This is a genomic window from Shewanella piezotolerans WP3 (assembly GCF_000014885.1).
In the GTDB taxonomy this organism is placed as follows: domain Bacteria; phylum Pseudomonadota; class Gammaproteobacteria; order Enterobacterales; family Shewanellaceae; genus Shewanella; species Shewanella piezotolerans.
The window spans coordinates 4,186,235-4,206,032 of sequence record NC_011566.1 but is presented as its reverse complement, the minus strand read 5'-3'; the positions used below and the strand labels follow the sequence as shown (position 1 = coordinate 4,206,032).

The window sequence follows — 19,798 nt, the reverse complement described above, 5'->3', positions numbered from 1 at the left end:
TATTAGTGAGCCGACTTATCGAAAGTAGATGAATGCTCTTGTAAGTACTTTTGTACTAACGCCTGGGTATCTTGATCCATATTGACGAAGGCGATCATGCCTTGGAACATACCTGGCCATGTATTAGCGTCAAAATGCGCTTCATCTGGCTGAGTGTGGCAGACACTACAGCTGTCGCTATAGGTGCTGCGAGCATAGTTCCATAGCGGTTGAAGGTCGCTAAGTAAGTAGTCTGTATCTGTCCAGATAACGGCTTCGACACGCTGCCATTTCAGGCCTGTCATTGGATCTTCTTTCTCTTCGAAAGTCTGAATGACGCCCTCTTCGAGTGCTGCATCCTTGGTCAGTTGTGCTGAGAGAATGTTTAAACCGAAGTCGTAGTAGATCACGCGGCCTGCACCGATTTTCTTTCTCCAACCGTCGATTCCGATTTTGGCGCGGTTACCTTTGAGCTCTAATACCTTCACCTTAGTGGCGATATTTAAAGTACCTGCTTCAACGTCTGTTTTCTCATTAAAGTAAACAGGCTTGGTCAGTGCAGTAAAGTAGCTTTGGTCAACCTCTAAGCCATTAACACCTGAACCGACTTCAGCGATGAGCTCTGGCGCACGAGCGGTGCCCATATCTGGTAGCTTATGGGCGATGCCCTTGTGACAATCAATACAGCTTTGGTCGAGCTCGGCTGCACGTTTCATCTGTTTTTGTGCGAGCTTAGACATGCTGTCCCACTTCATTGAGTCGTAGTTATGGCAGTTTTTACAGGCTAGCGAGTTATCCCGGTCGAATCGCTTCCACTCACGGCTTGCCATCTCTAAACGTTTATCTTCGAATTTCTCGGGGGTATTGACGGTCTGTAATAACCAGCCCCACACATCGTGAGAGGCTTCAATTTTGCGGCCTATTTTGCGGCTCCACTCATGGGGGACATGACAGTCAGGGCAGGTTGCACGAACACCTGAATGATTTGACCAATGCACCGTTTCTTGCAGTTCTTTGTATGGCATGCTTTCCATGCTGTGGCAGCTAATACAAAACTCTTCTGTGTTGGTGGCTTCAAGTGCGGTGTTAAAGCCGCCCCAAAAGATAACGCCCATTAGAAATGCAGACACGCTAACGGTGCCGAGTGTAAGGTATTGTGCTGGTTTGGTTAGTGTGCGCCAGATGTTAAGTAACCATCTCATAATCGCATCCTCGTAATAAGTGTATAAAGTGAAATAGGGATTAGTGAGCGACAACGCCACCAAATGCTTGGATCATCCAGATGATGAAGCCGTAGCTACTCACAAAGGCGATGCTTAGCGCAGGGAATAATATGAAGATGATGAAGCTAAGAGCTTTGAGTTCATCTTTCTTGCTACTCGTGTTTAGTTTATTCGGGTGTTGATTTGTCATGACCATTCAGCTCCTGCTCAATCCTTTCTTCGATGAGGTCATTATAGGGAGAGGTTGTGAACAGCGATGGGGCTTGCAATGAACAGCTTGAGACAAGTTATGAAGAAATATGAACAGAATTGTAGTTAGCCAGCTTTAACTGTTTTATGGGTTATAACCGGTGTTTTAAAGTGAGTAGACTATTGAGTGTGCGCGAGTTCTTGCACCGGTTCTCTGAATCAGCCGCCAATTGACGCTGCAAACAGCGGCTGATATTAAAAGTATGATTATTTCATCATAATAAGATAGCAGATAAACCCAACCCAACTTAAGGTCAGTAAGCCCCAAGGAAGATATGGACTGGCGGCGCGATCTTCTATATTTTCTTCTTCAACATGCTCACTTTCAGCGGCTCTAGCCTTAGCGCGAACTTGCTGCTTCTTTTGCTTATCACGTACTCGAGCTTTACCTTTTTGTTGTTTCTTGTATTCGGCAATACCCTTTTCAATGCCTTGAGCAATCAGCTTAGTCTGCTCCTTCGTTTGGCCTGGTTTCTGAGTTGACTTAGCCACTTTCATCGCCTCATCTTTGGTTTCGCTGGAGATCTGTTGTGCCATAATTTTTGAATGCTTAGCTAACGATGGGCTAACTATAACATGAGCCTGTTTATCCTTTGGCTATCAGTGAACAAAATATTGTGGTGGGTGAGAAGGTATTAGATTGGAAGCTAAATTGAAACTTATAGGTGAAAAGGGTTAGTTGAGGTAGCACTAAAGACTGAAAATTGACCTAGGTTGTCGCTTGTTCTTGCCTCGGCGTTGCGAAGATGTTGCTTACTTGTGAGAATGGCGGCTGGGTCAATCTTACACTGATGTTATTGACTAGAGTCTACGGAATTATTCAATTATTTAGGGATACTTTAATGAAAACTTTACTCCGCTCCACACTGGCTATTTCTATAGGTTTGGCGCTAGTTGCATGTGGTTCTGATGATGAACCTGCTGAGGATGAAGTTATTGTAGTCGCTCCGGTTGCACAACAGCCAACTGAGCAAGTGACTCAAAAACAATCAGGCTCACTCACGATAGTGGTTGTGGACGCAGCAACAGGGTTGCACCCTGTGGATGAAGGTGGAGTCAATATTCCTGTTTCCTATACATTGCTGCAAGATGTTGCTCGTCTGGTGAATTTAAAGGGGGAGGCTTTAACTGAAGCTGATGCCAAGTTTGAAAATAGTGACAATGCCGTTTCACTGGCATTAGGTGCAATCGCTGCAACAGAGTTGGTAAAAATTAACGTTATTGCAGAGGCTGATGGCTACTTTCCAAACAATATTGTTGCGCAGTTGAGTGTAGAGCAAAGTGAACCTGTGGTGACAATAAGACTTACGCCTAAAGCGTTGCCTGACGACATTCAAGTCGATGTAGAAACCAGCGTACAGCCGCTTACTGATCTAGCAACGAATGTGGTGTTTGACAGTACCACTGGTGTCATTACTGCTGATTCACCGATGACGATTACCGTCGACGTCCAACAGGACGGGGAAGCAAGCACAGGTGGCGCGGCGATTACATTGCCAAGTGGCACAGCGCTTTTAGCTGTCAATGAGGCTGGAGAGTCAGTACCTTTAACGTCAGCGCCAGAAGTTGCTATTGGTTATTACTCAAACGAAGCGCTGGCTGAAGGGGAAACTGATGCCACTCCTGCTGAGTCTGCAATTGACTACTTTCCTGGTGGTTTAGCCGTAGATTTACAAGGCAATGACGGTGCGACTGAAGGCGATTTTCTCACCGGTGGATTTGTTGCTATCGAGATAACCGATGATGCGGGCAACAAGGTAAAGACCTTTGGTAAGAATGATGATGGCAGCGATAAGTCAATTGAAGTGAAGATGCAAGTTGACGTTAATACTAATAATGCATGTCCAATGGTATTTGGTACCTCTGATATTGAACAAGGTGCGGTAACAGCGTTTGCAGAAGATGCAAGTAAAGCGACTGATGGCGCATACTTTAAACAAGGTGTTTGTGAGGCTTCAGCCGCGGCGCGTAAAATTGAATCTGGCGATATCATTCCTATTTGGAGCTATGAAGAAACTGCGGGCAGCTGGCAGTTCGAAAGTTATGGGGTCGCTGTTGAAAATGCCGATAATGCTGCCATTCTCGATGTGGTGGTTCAAGTTAATCATCTCTCTTTTTGGAATTTAGATTACTTCTTAAAAGGCACTCAGCGATGTGCTTCTCAAGTGCGTTTTGCGCTTGAAGATAAGAACGGTAACCCAAATGCAGTTTCTGCTACCTTGCTGTTAGAAGCTCAAGGCGGTGGTGCTAGATTCTTGCGTAAGGGTTATGAATGGGGCGGTGCTGATTCGGCGATATTTTATCGCCCGCCCGCTTATCCTGTCACTATTCAGTTTTTGGTAGACGGTGAAAACGTATTGTTAGGTACTCAAGATGATGCAGTGGCAGGTCAGCCGAAAGTATTGCAAGTTGCAGAGCTATGTGAACTTGAAGGCGAGACATTAGTTCTGGATGTGGAAGCACCTGAAGTACATGATCAAACCATTAAAACTTCACTGGTTTGTGATGAGACTGGCGCAGCTGCGGGCACCATTTTCCCAGAACCTATAGCGACATCGACTTACGTCTACCTGTATAAAGATACTTACCAGTTCTATTACACGGATAACAGTGGTGAAGCTCTGGCAGAGAACCTAGAAACAGGTGCAGATTATACTGCTTATGTTTATGACTTTGCGAACAACCGCTATATTACCAGTACGGTGACAGCGACATCTGCAGACGATACCATAAATCTTGAAATTCCGACGCAATGTGAAGTGATAGAGCAACCTGTTACAGGCGGAACTGGCGGAACGGGCGCTGGTGGCACTGGAGGCTAGTAGTGAGCTATGCAATGATGGCTGCTTAAAGCAGCCATCATTTATAAAACATCTGCTATTGTGGATTTTTAGCCAGAAACTCAAACAAGCCTGTTTGCATGTTCACATTCCAGAAGCGTCCGGCTAAGGTTAATGTTAGTGCCTGATTACTTAGTATTGCCAGACCATGATCTTGCCATGCTTTAAACAATGGTCGCAGCTGGTTTACTTGCTGAGATTTAAGTTGGTTGAGTCTGAGCTCTCCACTGTCTAAACCCCGCTTGAAAATTGCGTCAAGTTTGGCTGATGGGTTGGGTGTAAGCATCATGCCTGGGACGTTTTTAGGCGTTGATAGTGACGCCGCATTATTCAATGTGCAGGCTTGTTGTTGGGCTTGGTGCCAGTCGGTTAGGCTGCGTGCATTCATCGTTCCATGGCCGTGAATACTGCCACCAGCACCTGCGCCAAAGGGAAGGATCTCAATGCCACTCTTAGCAAGTGAGTTATAAACGCTGCGCTCGCGAGCATCTCGACGCCAATGACAACTGGATAGACGTTGCCATTGATTCGACTCAAGATGATCGGCGCCGTATGCATACATCTGTGCTCGGGTTTGGCTATCGGCTTGAAACTCGCTGCTGTCGGTGCCCAAAATTTTACCTTTCTCACTGGCGCGATCTATGCGGGTGCCACCCAAACCTATTAATTGATACAAATCGACGCCGTGGACGCCGCTGTCGATAACAGCCTGCAGATCTTGTTGCCAAATCGACATGGTTTGCCCCGGTAGGCCGAAAATGAGATCGACTACAATGCTGGCACTGTCGTGTTGGCTTAACGTTGATAACCTTTGTAGCAATTGCGCTTTGTCATCAAATCGACCAGCGGCACGCCTAACCTCGGTATCGAAACTTTGCACACCGAATGAAAAGCGATTAAAGCCAGCCTCTAATGCGTTATGCCACTTGTCATCATTAAAACCATTGAGACGACCTTCGAGCGTCACCTCTGCATTATCAAGCAGCGGGAATCGATTTATTGCCTCGCCTAACATTGCTATTTCTGACGCTGTTATATCTGTCGGGGTACCACCACCGACATAAACGGTGTCGAAGCCTTGGCTTTGCGCAAATGGGCTGTTAGCAGCTACCATTAATTGCTGACACAACTGCTGCATGTAATCACTAATCCGTTGTGGATTCGCGCCATTTTCGAAGAAGTTACAAAAGCTACATCGCTTTCGGCAAAAAGGGATATGGATATAAAGCGCTCTTTGCTGTGCCTGAGTAGGCTGTTGCCACCATTGTTGCCAAAGTTCTGGGGTGACATTAATTGGGCGACTGCCGCTGCGACCAGCGTGCGGTGCACTTTTGACTTTAAAGGCGTGTTGTAAGGGATCTGGACTCGCGAGGCCAGTCATTGTTGGCGTTAAGATCATTATCAGTCTCAATCACAAAATAATAAGTAATGATAATCATTATCAACTGTGGTGTGGGTGAAGTAGATCAAATTCACCGTTATTTGCAATGTAAATATTGCTTGAAAACGCGCTATGAATGGGACTGGTCATTCCATCCTTGGAATGAATACAGTTTAAAGCGATAGCCAATTGCTGTATTAAAACAATAGCGGTATTTTTTGACCTGGCTCCATTACGACGACGGGATCATATTTCCAAACTTGGCGTATGGTTTCAGGGGTTAAAGTGGTTGCCGGCGATCCATCACTGACTACTTTTCCTTGCTCCAAAACGATTAGCCTGTCGGCGTAGCGTGAAGCTTGGTTCAAATCGTGTAGCACCACTACTACCGCATAGTTGTTTTCATGGGCAAGCGACCGTGCCAGTTTTAACACTCGATGTTGCTGTGCTAAGTCCAATGCAGAGGTCGGTTCATCTAAAAATAGGATCGCAGGTTTATCCGATTGAGCTAGCTGAGTTAGTACTCTTGCTAGCTGCACTCGCTGCTTTTCACCTCCAGAGAGTGTTGGGTAACTGCGTTGCTTTAATGCCGTTAGATCTAACTTATTCAGTTGCGAATCAATTAACTGCTCGCCTTGTCGTTGAGATAGGGTTAATGGGTACAATCCCATTTCAACCACTTGCTCTACGTTAAACGGAAAGGTCAATGAGGCATGTTGTGGTAAGACAGCAAGAGATTTTGCCAGTTGGCTGCGATCCCAGTTTTCTAGCACTTGACCGTGAACTTTAATCCGTCCGGTTTCCGCTGCAACCTCTTGGCATAGGCTCTTTAGCAAGGTTGACTTACCGGCACCATTTGGTCCCAGTAGCGCGGTCACTTTACCAGCTTGTATAGTCAAGTTTATATCGGTTAGAACAGGCTTATGACCGATGCGCACTGAAAGGTGGTTAACTTCTATCACTGTGGAGTGCGATGGCGACTGAGGCTGTGATGTTTGCTTCATAGTTATACCAACTTACTGCGTTGTTTAAGCAATAGAACGATAAAGAAAGGCGCGCCTAAAAGCGCAGTGACTAAACCTACGGGCAACTCTGACGGAGCAACAATAGCGCGTGCACCTATATCGGCAAGTGCCAACAGTGCAGCGCCGAGCATGGCACTTAGCGGTAGAAGCTGTTTATGGTCGGGCCCGACTAACATGCGCACTAAGTGCGGTACCACTAGGCCGATAAAGCCAATAATACCGGTAGCTGCAACGGATATCCCAACGCCTATAGCACATAGCACAATCAGTTTGAGTTTCAGTTTGTCGACATCGAGTCCGAGATGACGTGCTTCAGCTTCACCAAGCAATAGAGCGTTTAGCGCCTTTGCGCTGCGGTTAAACTGCCAGCTGACAAGTGCAAGCGCAATGAGTGTGAGTATGACGTAATGCCACTGCGCTCCCGCAATCGATCCAAGCTGCCATAGAGTGAGGTCTCGTAAAGCCATGTCGTCAGCCATATAGGTCAATAACCCTATTCCGGCGCCAGCAAGAGCGGCAACGGCAACACCCGATAGCAGCAGTAACACGACAGAAGTACCTGTTGGACTGCTAGCAAGGCGGTAGACCACTAATGTGGTGACTAAACCTGCCAGGAAGGCACTGACAGCAACTGCATATTCACCACCTTGGGGAAATAGTACGATACAGATAGCAGCGCCGAGCGCTGCCCCAGAGGAAACACCAATAATGCCTGGGTCTGCCAGAGGATTACGAAACAGTCCCTGCATGACGGCACCGCATTGCGCCAGGGCTGCTCCCACAGCTAAAGCGAGTAAAGTACGTGGCAAACGGACATTATCTATGACGAGTTGTTCATGGGGGGCAACGCTTCCAATCTCAAAATGTGTTGCCCAATTTATGACGGCACTGAAGCTAGCACTGGGGCTAATTTGCAGTGGACCTATGCTGACAGACATCAGGCTTGTTACGACCAAAGCGGTCAGTAAACAGGGCCAAAGCCAACGAGTATTTTCCATTTATCTATCCCAGTTTTGCTGATTTAGTAACGCTTAACGCTGATGAAATCACTGGCTAACTTATCTGCTGCGGCAATAGCACTAATCCCGAGCCCACCGAGTAAAGCTTGTGGATTAAGATTTTGGATCTGCTTATTCTTACCCGCTGGCGTGTGGGCAAGCAATGGCATACTTTTTAGTAGCGATTCCACAGGGTTTTCTGTTGCTTTATCAGAGCGATTTGAGATTAAGATAACGTCGGGGTTGAGCGCAAGAATGCCCTCTTGTGAGACACTTTTATAGCCTGAGAAGCCAGCGATATTTTCACCACCGGCTAAGTTAATAATAATGTCAGCCGCAGTTTCATCACCACCGACTCGCGCTGGTCTGTCAGCTTGTAGCAACAGAAATAGTACTTTTGGTGCATCACCTTTACTCGCTATCTGCTGTTTTTTAGTTTCTATATCTTTAAATGATTGCTGTAAATCAGATTTGAGCTGTTTGGCTTGCGGTTCCCTTTGTAATAACGTACCCATTGCATCAATATTACTAAATAGTTGAGCTTGGGTATTGGCACTGGGGAGTTGTACAACATTAATTTTAGCGGCTGACAGCACATCCAATGTGGCTTTGGGACCCATGGCATCAGTGCCCATGACTACGCTTGGATTAAGCGCCAAAATACCTTCTGCAGATAGCATGCGGTGATAACCAAGTTTGGCAATATTCTGAGATTCATCTGGCAGTTGGCTGGTAGAGTCAACGGCAACCAGTTCATCGCCAGCATCTAAAGCAAATACCAGCTCTGTCATTCCCGCGCCAGCACTAACAACCCGAGGAGCCGCGTGGTCATGTTCCCCTTGGTGGGCAATCGCGCTGCTACACAAAAGTGTAGATAAACCAAAGCCAATAGCTATGCGGCGAGTCATAGGAAGGAAAGCATTAAAGTTAAGCATGAAAAACTCCAAAAAATTAAACTGATTCATAAAAGCGTGTACCCACACTTGGCTACACGTAAATTCGATAGTGTGACTAAAAGCGATTTGCCTAGGGTGTTTCCTGTATAAATCCTTTGTATTTAAAGCGCTCCACCTATTAAGGCTCCATCAAAATTTGAGTATTGCTTATCTGTTGTCGCTGTAGCAGTGCCAACACATTCATCAAGGGTTGAACGGGTGCTGTTTTATCGGCGGCGACCACGACTTTTACTTCCGGATCCGTGCCAAAAATCTTGATGAACTCTGCTTCAAATTCATCAAAGCTTTGATAAGTGGTGCCATCAATCGCCCAATGTGGTTCGGTGGTGAGGATATTTATTGCGATATGTTTGTCGTGGGACAAGGCACTTAAGCTAGCATCAGCTTCAGTAGGCACATCCACAGGTAAGCTCAGCAGCTGCGTGTTTGCAGTTAGCAGCAAAAACACCAGTACAATAAAAATTATGTCAATGAGTGGGGTCAGATCTAGCCCTTGTAAAGCACTGTTTTGTTCAGTTTCGCTAGTTATCATCAGCTAAGCTCCGCATTCGCCACTTGGCAGCTCGCTTCTTTGCAGGTTGCTGCTTTATTGCATAACTGAGCAGCAGAGTCGCTACCTATACTTAAGGCTTGATCAAAGCCTTCCAACCACAGGTTTAACAGATTAAGCGCATGGGCCAACTTATTGCATCGTCTCTCAGCCCAGAGTGTAAACAGATGTGCCATGGTGATAGCGGGGACCGCAATAATTAGACCTGCTGCGGTGGTATTCATCGCAAGGCCTAGTCCAGAAGCTAATTCAGAAGGGGTGACAGGTCCGTCGGAAAGCCCGAGTTGATTAAACATTTCGATTAAGCCAAGCACAGTGCCTAGCAGACCTAGTAATGGGGTGATAATACCAATGATTTGCAAGATCTTAAGGCCTGATAGTAAACGGCCTTTTTGTTTTACTAGCCACAAGCTGACAATCTCTTCGCGCATCTCGCGGCTTTGATCACTATGGCTTAATAACAGTGCTGTGCCTTTGGCAAGCATACTGCGTCCTTGGCTAATTTGCGTCGTGAGTTGTTGACGCTGCTCTGGTGTCGCGCTGCGTGCTTGTTGCCGTAGTTGAGCAAGCCAACCGTCTCTTTTAGGCAGTTCGTACAACATTAACGCTAAGCGTTCGAGAATGATCATCAGTGCCAAAAATGCGCAGATGAATAGCGGCCAGGTAAGATACCCCAGCTGCTCTGACAGTTGGTGATACAGGGGCTGGGAAGCTGACTGCGCTGCTGATTGAGATAAAGATTGAGACATGTAATTTTCCTATACGATTATCTTTGTATCGCGTCGTGTTAGTTGGTTAATTCGCGTCGTCCCTAAAACGCTTGTTTTAAATCTTCAGCATTTGCCTATTTAAGCTATGCTCCTCTCTCTCCTAGAAAGAGGTCATTAACAATCATCTAGTGGCTTAGCGCCATTTCATCGATTGCTTTAAGTTGATATAGAGTTAATTCAGCTGAAACTTAACCGGCACCCGCACTGTATAGGCGTAGGCTGTTTGCGGCGTGGGAGCTGAAAACTGCCATTTTTCTACGGCATTGAGTGCCGCTTTATCTAGCAGTCGATAACCTGAACTATCGACTAATGTTAGCGATAATTGTTCGCCCACCTGATTGAATATCACCTCGATGGTCGCCGTTCCTTGTAACCCACGTTTACGGGCCTTCTTAGGGTAGTGAGGTTGTGCTGGTGGCGCGGCAAACGTTGGTTGACTTAACTGTACAGACTGCTGTGTGACGCCTTGCTTGGCACTTACTTGGCTTTGATTATGAGTCAGCTGTTCACTGCTAATGTCCTGCGCTACCTCTTGGATAGGCTCAATTTTCTCTGGTTGTTTTTTCGCTACAGCTTGTGATTTGGCAACAGGCTTTGTCTTTGCGGTGGTTTTTTTGCGGACCTCTGTCGTTTTGGGTTTTGTGTTTACCGCTGGCGTGGTGGCGGCAGGTTTGGTCTTAACTGTTTTCGGCGCTTGCTTTACAGGTGCGACTTCCTTAACTGGCTCAGGTTCGGCAGTGGCACTAGCAGGTGCTTGGCTTGCTTGCATAGCAATAGACAGATTCATGGCCTGATTAGAGCCCATGGCTGAGCCTGAATTAAGTTGCAGATTTGGGGCGCTGTTTTGTGAGGCGAGCACAGCACCTTGGATTAACAGCGTGATGCAACCAAAAGCAAAGTATCGTTTAGGGGTCATGAGCGATTGTCTTCGTTAAAATCAGTGCTACAGCAATACACCTTATAAAATACATATGCTTAGATAAGCTTTACAAAACTTACAATTTACATATTTTACAGAAGGTTATGTTCAATAGTTTTAGTTAATGACAATAAGGTATACGAATCTTAATAAGATCGCAAATGATAATGATTTTCATTTGATCTGTATTTTGTTCTCAGGTAAAGTGCCAAAAATAATAGAACGGGTGTCCGATTCTGCGCAATTAAAGGACTAAATGAGTTGTTGTCGCTGCCCCATAAACTTACCTTGAGGATTGAAACATGACCAAGAAGCCGCTCGTAATTGCGATGGCAATGGCTTTTAGCTCCAGCGTATACGCACAAGATACCCAAAAAGTCACCGAATTCGATGAAGTCGTTGTTTCTGCGACTCGCGTTGCAGAAAAGGTGTCTGAAACCAGCCGCAGTGTTGCTGTTGTGAATGAAGAGCAGTTACAAGAATTCCAGCCAGCGTCTGTTGCACAAGCGCTTAAAAACGAAGCTAACGTGAACGTATCAAACGGCCCTAGAGCTTCATCACAAGGGGTTGAAATTCGTGGTTTAGGTGGTCAACGCGTTCTGCAAACGATTGATGGTGCGCGTCAAAATACTAATTCTGGTCACCGCGGGACCTATTTTATAGATCCTGAACTTTTGAGCTCTGTTGAAGTTCTACGTGGCCCAGCAAGTAGTCTTTGGGGCAGTGGTGCTATTGGTGGCGTAGTTGCCCAAAACACCAAGTCTGCGAGTGATTTTCTTGAAGATGAAGACACGTTCGGCGGTTATTTAAAGCAAGGTTTCGAAAGCAATGGCGATCGCATTAAAACCAGTGGTGCAATCTACGGATTATCTGAAACCGCGAACACAGGCACGGTAGATTGGCTGATAAATGGTAGTTATTACGACAGTAATAATATTAAAGTGGGTAACGACAAAACTCTTGAAAATAGTGCTTCTGAAGGCACTAGTGGCTTAGCCAAATTTGGTTGGCAGCCGACAGATGAGCAGCGCTTACAGCTTTCTGCAAGATTTTCAAAAATCGATGAATTAGTTCCGAGTAATCCTAGCACTGAAGTTGGCAGTTCTGTACCACTGGTGAAGCGTAAAACAAACGATCAAAACGTCACCTTAGATTACAGCTTCAATCCAGAAATGAATCCGTTGCTCGATCTTAATGCCACACTGTATTGGAATGGCACTGATTACGATGAAGACCGCGTCACTAAAAATCAAGTGGATAGCACTGAATATAACACTCTAGGCTTTAGCATTAATAACAGTTCTAAGTTTGCTAACACCATACTGACATACGGTGTAGATGGATACCAAGATACGATTAAAACAGTGCGTGATGACAGTGGTCAAGCTGGGCAAAGGCCGGATGATATTGACGGTGAAACTGCAGTTTGGGGAGCATTCACCCGTGCTGATATTAGCCTATCTGATAACTGGAAACTTGATGCTGCCGTGCGTTATGACGCATTTAAAAACACCAGTAATAACTTAAACCAAGAATCAGATGATAGTGCATTTTCACCCTCTTTAGGTTTGGTATGGACGGCAACTGATTGGTTAACGCTGAGTGCTCGATTTGATCAAGCGTTCCGCGCACCAAGTATTGAAGAGATGTATTCAACTGGTACTCATTACTGCATCCCACCGATCCCCGGCTTCTTGCCTGGTGGGCTTTGTAATACGTTTGAAATCAACCCTGATTTACAAGCTGAAAAGGCACAAAACAAGGAGATAAAAGCAGATCTTCGCTTTAGCGAACTCGCCGGTGACGACGAATTAGCAATGACGCTAAGCGTATTTAGAAATGATGTTGATGATTTTATCGAGCAATCAGTATCTGATCCGCTGATGGGGATCCCAGGTTTTGAACAAACCACCTCTTGGAATAACGTTGATGAAGCCAAGCTCACAGGTTTTGAATTCAGCACTCGCTACCGTTATGAGCAAACTCGATTGAGCTTGAATTATGGTCAAACAGAGGGTAAAGACAAAACCGAAGGCGACTACCTGACTAACATACCAGCTAAAAAGTTGGGCATCGATCTGTCACAAGCCATTATGGAAGGTGATATGAAGTTTGGTACTCGTTTCACTTACGTCGCAGAGCAAGACCAGTTACCACAGGATTACACTAATCAGTATGACTCTTACAAACTTTGGGATGTCTATGTTGCATGGGAACCTGCAATGGGCACTTTCGAAGGCTTAAGAGTCGACTTTGCAGTTGAAAACATCGGTGATGAGGAATATCGCCAAGCGTGGCAAACCCTGTATGAACAGGGAAGGAACGTTAAATTGTCTGCGCGTTATAGCTTCTAACGAAGCTATCGAATAAGGCCAAGTCACCAACGATAGGTGACTTGGCCTTTTGTTGTTTTTCTAATTGGAGATATTCCATGTCAGCTACAGTAGAAACCATCCGTCAGCATTTGATTGATAACCCAAGTGCAATGCCTAGCCAAATTGCAGCAGAATTAAACGTGTCAGAGTTTGAAGTGGTGTCAGCATTGCCTACCGAGCAACTGGCGTTGCTTCCCGTCTCTGAAAAAGATGCCTTGCTAACGTCTCTGCCTGAGTGGGGCAATATGACCACCATAGTGTCGGCTTCAGGAAGTATTTTTGAGTTTAAGGGGTCGTTTCCTAAAGGAAAGTATGCCCACGGTTATTACAACCTCATCACCAAAGGTGATGGTCTGCACGGTCATTTAAAGCTAGATGATATTAGTGCTATTGCCTTAATCAGCAAACCGTTTCGCGGCACAGAAAGTCACTCTATTAACTTCTTTGGTCCAGCTGGTGAAGTGGTATTTAAAGTGTATTTAGGTCGCGACAAAAAACGAGTATTACTGCCAGAGCAAGTCGCTCGCTTTAAGGCAATAAAAGCTGAGCTACAGGCTGCTACGGCTTAACGCTATATACTATATTTTAGCGGAACAAACCTAGGGGCTGTTGAACTTTCGAGCTTAGTTTTTGTTCGAATTCAATGCTTCTAGTACAAGGCTTGAGCGATAAAGCTTAGCCGGCTAAGTGAAAAGCTCATAACACCGTAATAGAAGCATTGAATCGAACCCAAAGGGCCGCGTTTCTTGGCTATTTTTACTGTGTTGTAGACTATTTGTGGAGAATAACTAAACGGCATAGCCTCCGCCTTGTCAAAATAGCCAATAAACTGCGGCAAAAACAACCGTGAAAGATCAACAACCCCTAATAGCCACAGCTCGAAAAGCCGAAGTACTGGCTACAAATTAAAATAAGAGAATAGCGCAATGACGACTGAAAAAGAGCAAAGATTAAGAGACAAACTACTGCCAGAGATTGAAGAGTTTAAGCGTGCTCGTTCAACCCTGCAGCTTGCAACACAAGATGCTAGTGGTATTCCAAACGCAAGCTATGCACCATTCGCATTGGCCGATGATGGCTTTTACATTTTAGTCAGTGAGCTTGCTCGTCACGGCACTAACCTAAAAGCCTCAAATATCTTGTCTGTGATGCTGGTTGAAGACGAAAATGAATCCAAGAGTGTTTTCGCCCGTAAGCGCTTAACCTTTGATGCCACTGCTGAATTGGTCGAACGTGAAAGCGAAACTTTTATAAAAGGGGTGGCGGCACTCTCTGGCCGCTTTGGTGAGATGATTGATAACCTCGCCAGTCTAACCGATTTCAACCTGTTCAAGCTTAATCCCCATCAAGGGCTCTATGTTAAAGGCTTTGGTCAGGCATTTAGCCTATCAGGAGCGGAACTGCTTGATGTCGATTGGAAACGCGATGGTCATCATGGCACACCAAAAGCGGAGCTTGCTGACACAGCAATATCTTAATCCCAATCATATAGCAGCTTAATCAAATCAAGCTGTTTGCACTCTTTCACACAATCATTACCCGCTACTCAGCGGGTTTTGTTATTCTAATCTTGTTTACATTCAAATTTAGGACACTGCATTGAGCCAACAAGCATCCTCTGTCTCCAGCGGAACCTCTGAGACAACCGCGCCCAATAAGGCGCCGCTAGAAACTGCCAGCGTCACATCTTCGGTTAGTCGCCGCGCTGTTTTACCATGGATTGGTGCTTTTTTGAAACCTTATAGAGGGAGAGTCATCGCTGCGATTATCTTCCTATTTATCGGCTCTTTAGCCTGGCTTTCACTCGGGCAAGGTGTCCGTTTGATGGTTGACGAGGGTTTTTTGCAAGACAATAGTTCGCGTCTTAATGAAATCATTTTGTTGGTTATCGGGATTACCGCATTAAGCAGTAGCGCGATATTTTGCCGCTTCTATCTGATGACTTGGTTAGGCGAGCGAGTGAGCGCCGATATTCGGCTTAAAGTTTATGATCACCTACTGAAGTTATCGCCTGGTTTCTACGCCAAACTAAGAACCGGCGAAGTGATCTCACGCTTTACGGCTGACTCAACATTGCTGCAGTCAGTGGTTGGACAAAGTTTGTCTATGGCACTGAGAGCTAGCGTAACTGTGATTGGCGGCATCGTCATGATGGCTATCACCAGCCTTAAAATGACTGGACTGGTGTTATTGGCGGTACCTATGGTGCTGGGGCCAATCTTCTTTTTTGGCCGTAAGGTGCGTGATTTATCTCGTAAAAGCCAAGACAAAGTCGGTGACTTGGGCGCTTATGTCGATGAAACCTTGCATGAGATCCACACAGTACAAGCTTATTCTCATGAAGATAGAGACCGCGCGCTGTTTGGTGAGCGTGTTGAATCAGTTATGGAGGCTGCCAAAGGGCGTATCAAGTATCGCTCTATCCTTATTTCGCTAGTGATGTTTTTAAGTATTTTAGCTATAGCATTAGTCACTTGGGTGGGAGCACATGATGTAATGAATGGCAGTATCACCGGGGGCGAGCTATCCGCCTTTATGTTCTATGCGGTGATGGTGGCGGGTTCAGTGGCAACAATCAGTGAGGTGATTGGCGAAATACAACGAGCTGCTGGCGCTACTGAAAGGTTGATTGAGCTAGTTGAAACGCCGATAGATATTCCCACTATTGCAGAGCCATTATCCTTACCTGAGGTGGTTAAAGGTGAACTGGCGTTAAAACAGGTTCGATTTGCTTACAGTAATATTCGTGAAGGTGGCATAGAAGAGCAAGGCGAAGATGATGTGATCCGTGGGCTTGATATTCACATTAACCCTGCAGAGCGGGTAGCCCTTGTAGGTGCTAGCGGGGCAGGTAAAAGTACCTTATTTGAATTACTGCAGCGCTTTTATGTGCTTAACAGCGGCAGCATTGAGCTAGACGGCGTTGATATCTCCAAGCTGTGTCCGCAAACCCTCAGGCAGCAATATGCATTAGTACCACAAGAGTCAGTGATTTTTGCTAGCAGCGTACTTGAAAACGTACGTTATGGCCGCCTTGATGCAACTGAGGCTGAGGTGAAGCAAGCTTGCATTGCAGCCAGAGCCGATGAGTTTATTACTGAATTTAGCGATGGTTACCACACCTACCTCGGTGAACGAGGCGTGCGTTTATCTGGCGGACAAAAGCAGCGAATCGCCATTGCGCGAGCGATATTAGCGGATAGGCCAATCTTATTGCTTGATGAAGCGACCAGTGCACTGGACGCAATCAGTGAGCAAAAGGTTAAGCAAGCGCTTGATAGCTTGATGGTAAACAAAACAACGTTAATCATTGCCCATCGCCTATCAACAGTCATTAATGCCGATAGGATCTTAGTGTTGGATAAAGGCCTGTTGGTTGCTAGTGGCACCCATAATGAGTTAATGCAAAGCAGTGAGCTTTATCGAGAATTTGCCAGTTTACAGCTATTAACTGAAGACCTTACCGCGCCAACGAGTTAACCGTGTCATTGTATGGTTTATAAAGGGCGAGTTATCTCGCCCTTTTTTACTTTGAAAGCCAAGTCGCAGGTTAATACTAAACGTATTAAGATTAAACTTGCGGTCATAGTGAACCATACTCTAGTCGTTAACGTATTGAATCATAGTCGTTGACTATTATTCTCTTAAGGGCTTATCTATGCGGTTTTTCTTAGTGTTATCGATGTTGTTTTTGTCAGCTTGTACCGGCCTACCAAAAGGTATTCAACCGGTCGATGATTTTGAGTTACCTAAGTACCTCGGCACTTGGTATGAGATCGCTAGGCTCGACCATAGTTTTGAGCGTGGTATGACACAAGTGACCGCTAATTATGAGATGCGTGAAGATGGCGGTGTTAAGGTCACTAATCGTGGTTTTAAAACCGACGAGAAAACATGGAATAGCGCCGATGGCAAAGCTTTCTTTGTTGATGAGACTAACATTGGCCACTTAAAGGTATCGTTCTTTGGGCCATTTTACGGCTCTTATGTGGTGTATGAATTGGATAAAGTGGGCTATCAGTACGCTTTTATCACCAGTTACAACCGCGATTACCTGTGGTTTTTATCTAGAACGCCAGAGGTAAGTGAGGAGCTTAAACAGCAGTTTATCAAGCAAGCTAAAGAGTTAGGGTTTGCGATGGATGAGATTATTTGGGTTAGTCAGTCGTAGGCTCTCTCGTGAAGTCACGCAATTATTCCGCTTTGTTTGAAAAGTAAAAGTAGTGGCGCTTAGCCCATTCTCGTAATCAAGAGCAGAGCCAAGGGGCAATGTGCTTGCAACCCTTGGCAATTCCTTAGTGTTCCTGCGAAGTTTCTGAAAAACGAAAGCTGCAACGGGGAAAATAGGTTTTAACTGTAAGATTGAATTTATCGTTGATTTTTCGTGTTTCCCAATGGATAAGTAGAATGCTAAATGATCATGCTTTTTCACCCCATCTATAGATGCGATTGAGGCCTTCGGTTTCAGGGATGAAATCCTGGCGGTTAAGCAAATCTAAGGTTTACTCTAATTATTTAGAGCTCTTTTTCTCCGGTTGATATTATGGGGGGATTGGTTGCAACATGAGAAATAAGCCTTTACTGCAATTACTTAGTAGTGCTAGGTTTGAGCTTGCTCAACAAGCAGCTTATGCCTTTGCAGGCAGCAGAGCGCATAACTATAAAGAGGTTTTATTTTTACTCTAGTTGTCGACATGGAAGTTAATATCAAATGAAGTTCACTATAATAGTTTTTTTAGTTTTACTGTCTCTACCTGCATTTGCAGGTAAATACTCTGGCTGTGAGGATCCACAATACAAAGCTTACGTAGCCAAAAGGTTAGCGTTCTATGAAAAATCCTATAAAGAACATTATGACAAGGCGTTGAATGAACTAGATGATAGTCCATACGAAAATATGGGACTATCAGAAAAAAGGCGCTTTTTAAATTCGAACATTGTTCTCAGTGCAAGATTTGACTCTAAAGAAGTCGCATTAAAAAACATCAATAGAATTGAATTGATTCAGGAGGATATGCCTTTTTATATTAAGTCAGGTGATATACCACACTTAGTTAATATTGCACGAGGTTGGATAGCATTGAATGAAGGAGATGAAGAAGCAGCAATTGGTTATTTACTCGATTCAACTAATACAAATGGGTCCCCCGTATTAGGTAGCTTCGGTCCTGATAAGACTTTAATAAGGGTTTTATATCAACAAGGTCATAATGATGCAGTTCTAGAATACTTGAAGTCTTCAGAATTATTTTGGAATACCGAAAGTGCAAAAAGCTACATCGAAGTTTGGCGTAAAATGATAAAAAATAATTGTGCTATTCAGTTTCAATTCTATGACACAACCTCGATAAAAGAACTGGGGTTGTAGTCACTTAAAAATAAAACAAATAAAGGTAGGCAGTACGGCTGATTTGAAGAGATAGCAGCTGTAAAATAGAAAGGCAATGATACGATAAAGGGAGCCATTGGCTCCCTTTATCGTATTAACTAGTGAAACTTAAAACTTAACTCAGAACCACTTAGATTGTTACTGACATAACAGCATACTAGCTGCTGCCAGTGACAAGTTTTAGCTAACGTCAGCTTGGTATTTTACATGCTATGAGTCAACATGATTCTATCGCTGATGATGTCTTAACAACCACTGAAATCTGTTTCTATAACTGCGGGTGAAGTTAGGCTTGCTGCTCGAAAGTATTTTACTCGGCAGCGCTCAGGTGTTGGTGCTGAAGAGTATTCGAATACGGCTGGTGAGTAACTATCGTCATAGGTAATGTCAGCGTCGCTATCTAACTCTATCAAACTGTTTACTGCGAGTGCTTTATCACTGGTAGAGCCATCGCCATAGATCACAAAGTCAGGGTAACCATAACGTAAGCCATAGTGTTTTCCACTAATGATAAAGCTGTCACTGGAATCCATTTTGTTTGATATTAGTGCTTTTGCATGCGACATCTTAACAGCGTCGCTTAAACTACCTTGCAGAGACTGCATGACTGACTTTCTAGCATCGCTGCCCAAGTCAATAAACCTAGGTGCTGCTGTTACGGCTAAAATACCTAAAATTATAATAACAACAACCAGTTCAATCAGTGTGAAGCCATTTTTTTCCATGATTAATTCCGTAACATCCTAATTGTCTGATTACTAGTCGTTTTTAAGCGTAAAATATTAAGCTGTGTTAAGTTCTAGTCAACATAATTTGCTGGAAAATCGATGAAAATTATTCAGCTAAGTGATAATTTCGAGCCGCTGTGACTCTTTATGCGAAACAGTGAGCTTGTCGAATGTTCTAGTTTAAAGCTTCAATTTAGCTAGCAGGGTTTCATAGTAATCAAAGTAAATAGGTGATCAGAAATAGCGCAGGGAAAACGCTTGAGAACAAGGTGCGGAATTTCGGTAAGTAGTTATTATACAATCAAAAATTATAGCGATGTTATCGAGTTTTTTAACAAGATCGGGAGTTATCACGACGATTGTTATTATACATTAACCCGAGAAAGGACACTTAATATTGAATGGTGGAGTTTGAT

20 protein-coding genes are annotated in these 19,798 nt (G+C 44.7%); 8 read left to right on the top strand and 12 right to left on the bottom strand.

Features of this window, described 5'->3' with window-relative positions; genetic code table 11:
- Positions 1-2 precede the first annotated feature (2 nt).
- From torC to SWP_RS17800, 3 genes are all read right to left on the bottom strand, one after another.
- On the bottom strand, positions 3-1,181 hold the full coding sequence (gene torC / locus SWP_RS17810; protein WP_020914001.1) for a pentaheme c-type cytochrome TorC: 1,179 nt from the start codon (positions 1,179-1,181) through the stop codon (positions 3-5).
- A gap of 40 nt (positions 1,182-1,221) precedes the next feature.
- On the bottom strand, positions 1,222-1,392 hold the full coding sequence (gene torE, locus SWP_RS17805; protein WP_020914000.1) for a trimethylamine N-oxide reductase system protein TorE: 171 nt from the start codon (positions 1,390-1,392) through the stop codon (positions 1,222-1,224).
- A 266-nt stretch (positions 1,393-1,658) separates the two neighbouring features.
- Positions 1,659-1,988 carry a DUF2956 domain-containing protein gene (locus SWP_RS17800; protein ID WP_044556064.1) on the bottom strand — a complete coding sequence of 110 codons (330 nt, stop codon included), beginning with the start codon at positions 1,986-1,988 and terminating at the stop codon, positions 1,659-1,661.
- 305 nt (positions 1,989-2,293) lie between these two features.
- Here SWP_RS17800 and SWP_RS17795 point away from each other — a divergent pair, with 305 nt between their 5' ends.
- Positions 2,294-4,273, top strand: a complete 1,980-nt coding sequence (locus SWP_RS17795; protein WP_044556063.1) for a hypothetical protein — start codon at positions 2,294-2,296, stop codon at positions 4,271-4,273.
- Between the two features lie 55 nt (positions 4,274-4,328).
- Here SWP_RS17795 and hutW read toward each other — a convergent pair whose 3' ends face one another.
- From hutW to SWP_RS17760, 7 genes are all read right to left on the bottom strand, one after another.
- Complete coding sequence (gene hutW / locus SWP_RS17790) at positions 4,329-5,690, bottom strand: heme anaerobic degradation radical SAM methyltransferase ChuW/HutW (RefSeq protein WP_020913996.1); 1,362 nt, start codon at positions 5,688-5,690, stop codon at positions 4,329-4,331.
- A gap of 179 nt (positions 5,691-5,869) precedes the next feature.
- Positions 5,870-6,676 carry a heme ABC transporter ATP-binding protein gene (locus SWP_RS17785; protein ID WP_020913995.1) on the bottom strand — a complete coding sequence of 269 codons (807 nt, stop codon included), beginning with the start codon at positions 6,674-6,676 and terminating at the stop codon, positions 5,870-5,872.
- Positions 6,677-6,678: 2 nt separating this feature from the next.
- Complete coding sequence (locus SWP_RS17780) at positions 6,679-7,695, bottom strand: FecCD family ABC transporter permease (RefSeq protein WP_020913994.1); 1,017 nt, start codon at positions 7,693-7,695, stop codon at positions 6,679-6,681.
- 23 nt (positions 7,696-7,718) lie between these two features.
- Positions 7,719-8,630: a heme/hemin ABC transporter substrate-binding protein gene (locus SWP_RS17775; protein ID WP_020913993.1), complete on the bottom strand. Its 912-nt coding sequence runs from the start codon at positions 8,628-8,630 to the stop codon at positions 7,719-7,721.
- Between the two features lie 139 nt (positions 8,631-8,769).
- On the bottom strand, positions 8,770-9,183 hold the full coding sequence (locus SWP_RS17770; RefSeq protein ID WP_020913992.1) for an ExbD/TolR family protein: 414 nt from the start codon (positions 9,181-9,183) through the stop codon (positions 8,770-8,772).
- A complete protein-coding gene (locus SWP_RS17765; protein ID WP_020913991.1) occupies positions 9,183-9,950 on the bottom strand; it encodes a MotA/TolQ/ExbB proton channel family protein in 768 nt (255 codons plus the stop codon). Before SWP_RS17765 ends, SWP_RS17770 begins: the two co-directional genes overlap by 1 nt.
- A 193-nt stretch (positions 9,951-10,143) precedes the next feature.
- Positions 10,144-10,887 carry an energy transducer TonB gene (locus tag SWP_RS17760; protein ID WP_020913990.1) on the bottom strand — a complete coding sequence of 248 codons (744 nt, stop codon included), beginning with the start codon at positions 10,885-10,887 and terminating at the stop codon, positions 10,144-10,146.
- A 305-nt stretch (positions 10,888-11,192) separates the two neighbouring features.
- Here SWP_RS17760 and SWP_RS17755 point away from each other — a divergent pair, with 305 nt between their 5' ends.
- Entirely contained in the window at positions 11,193-13,244 is a 2,052-nt protein-coding gene (locus SWP_RS17755) for a TonB-dependent hemoglobin/transferrin/lactoferrin family receptor (protein WP_020913989.1), read from the top strand.
- Positions 13,245-13,321: 77 nt separating this feature from the next.
- Positions 13,322-13,834, top strand: a complete 513-nt coding sequence (hutX, locus tag SWP_RS17750) for a heme utilization cystosolic carrier protein HutX (RefSeq protein WP_020913987.1) — start codon at positions 13,322-13,324, stop codon at positions 13,832-13,834.
- Between the two features lie 80 nt (positions 13,835-13,914).
- Here hutX and SWP_RS24240 read toward each other — a convergent pair whose 3' ends face one another.
- Positions 13,915-14,064 (bottom strand): hypothetical protein, encoded by a 150-nt coding sequence (locus tag SWP_RS24240; protein WP_187148510.1) that lies wholly within the window; start codon positions 14,062-14,064, stop codon positions 13,915-13,917.
- 127 nt (positions 14,065-14,191) lie between these two features.
- On the opposite strand from SWP_RS24240, the gene hutZ reads away from it, so the two are divergent.
- From hutZ to SWP_RS17730, 5 genes are all read left to right on the top strand, one after another.
- A complete protein-coding gene (hutZ, locus tag SWP_RS17745) occupies positions 14,192-14,743 on the top strand; it encodes a heme utilization protein HutZ (protein WP_020913985.1) in 552 nt (183 codons plus the stop codon).
- Between the two features lie 121 nt (positions 14,744-14,864).
- Positions 14,865-16,745 carry an ABC transporter transmembrane domain-containing protein gene (locus SWP_RS17740; protein ID WP_020913984.1) on the top strand — a complete coding sequence of 627 codons (1,881 nt, stop codon included), beginning with the start codon at positions 14,865-14,867 and terminating at the stop codon, positions 16,743-16,745.
- A 178-nt stretch (positions 16,746-16,923) separates the two neighbouring features.
- Positions 16,924-17,436, top strand: a complete 513-nt coding sequence (locus SWP_RS17735; protein WP_020913983.1) for a lipocalin family protein — start codon at positions 16,924-16,926, stop codon at positions 17,434-17,436.
- A 392-nt stretch (positions 17,437-17,828) separates the two neighbouring features.
- Complete coding sequence (locus SWP_RS24650; protein WP_020913982.1) at positions 17,829-17,951, top strand: hypothetical protein; 123 nt, start codon at positions 17,829-17,831, stop codon at positions 17,949-17,951.
- A gap of 25 nt (positions 17,952-17,976) precedes the next feature.
- Positions 17,977-18,633, top strand: a complete 657-nt coding sequence (locus SWP_RS17730; protein WP_020913981.1) for a hypothetical protein — start codon at positions 17,977-17,979, stop codon at positions 18,631-18,633.
- 266 nt (positions 18,634-18,899) lie between these two features.
- Here SWP_RS17730 and SWP_RS24730 read toward each other — a convergent pair whose 3' ends face one another.
- Complete coding sequence (locus SWP_RS24730; protein WP_020913980.1) at positions 18,900-19,379, bottom strand: type II secretion system protein; 480 nt, start codon at positions 19,377-19,379, stop codon at positions 18,900-18,902.
- Positions 19,380-19,798: the final 419 nt, after the last annotated feature.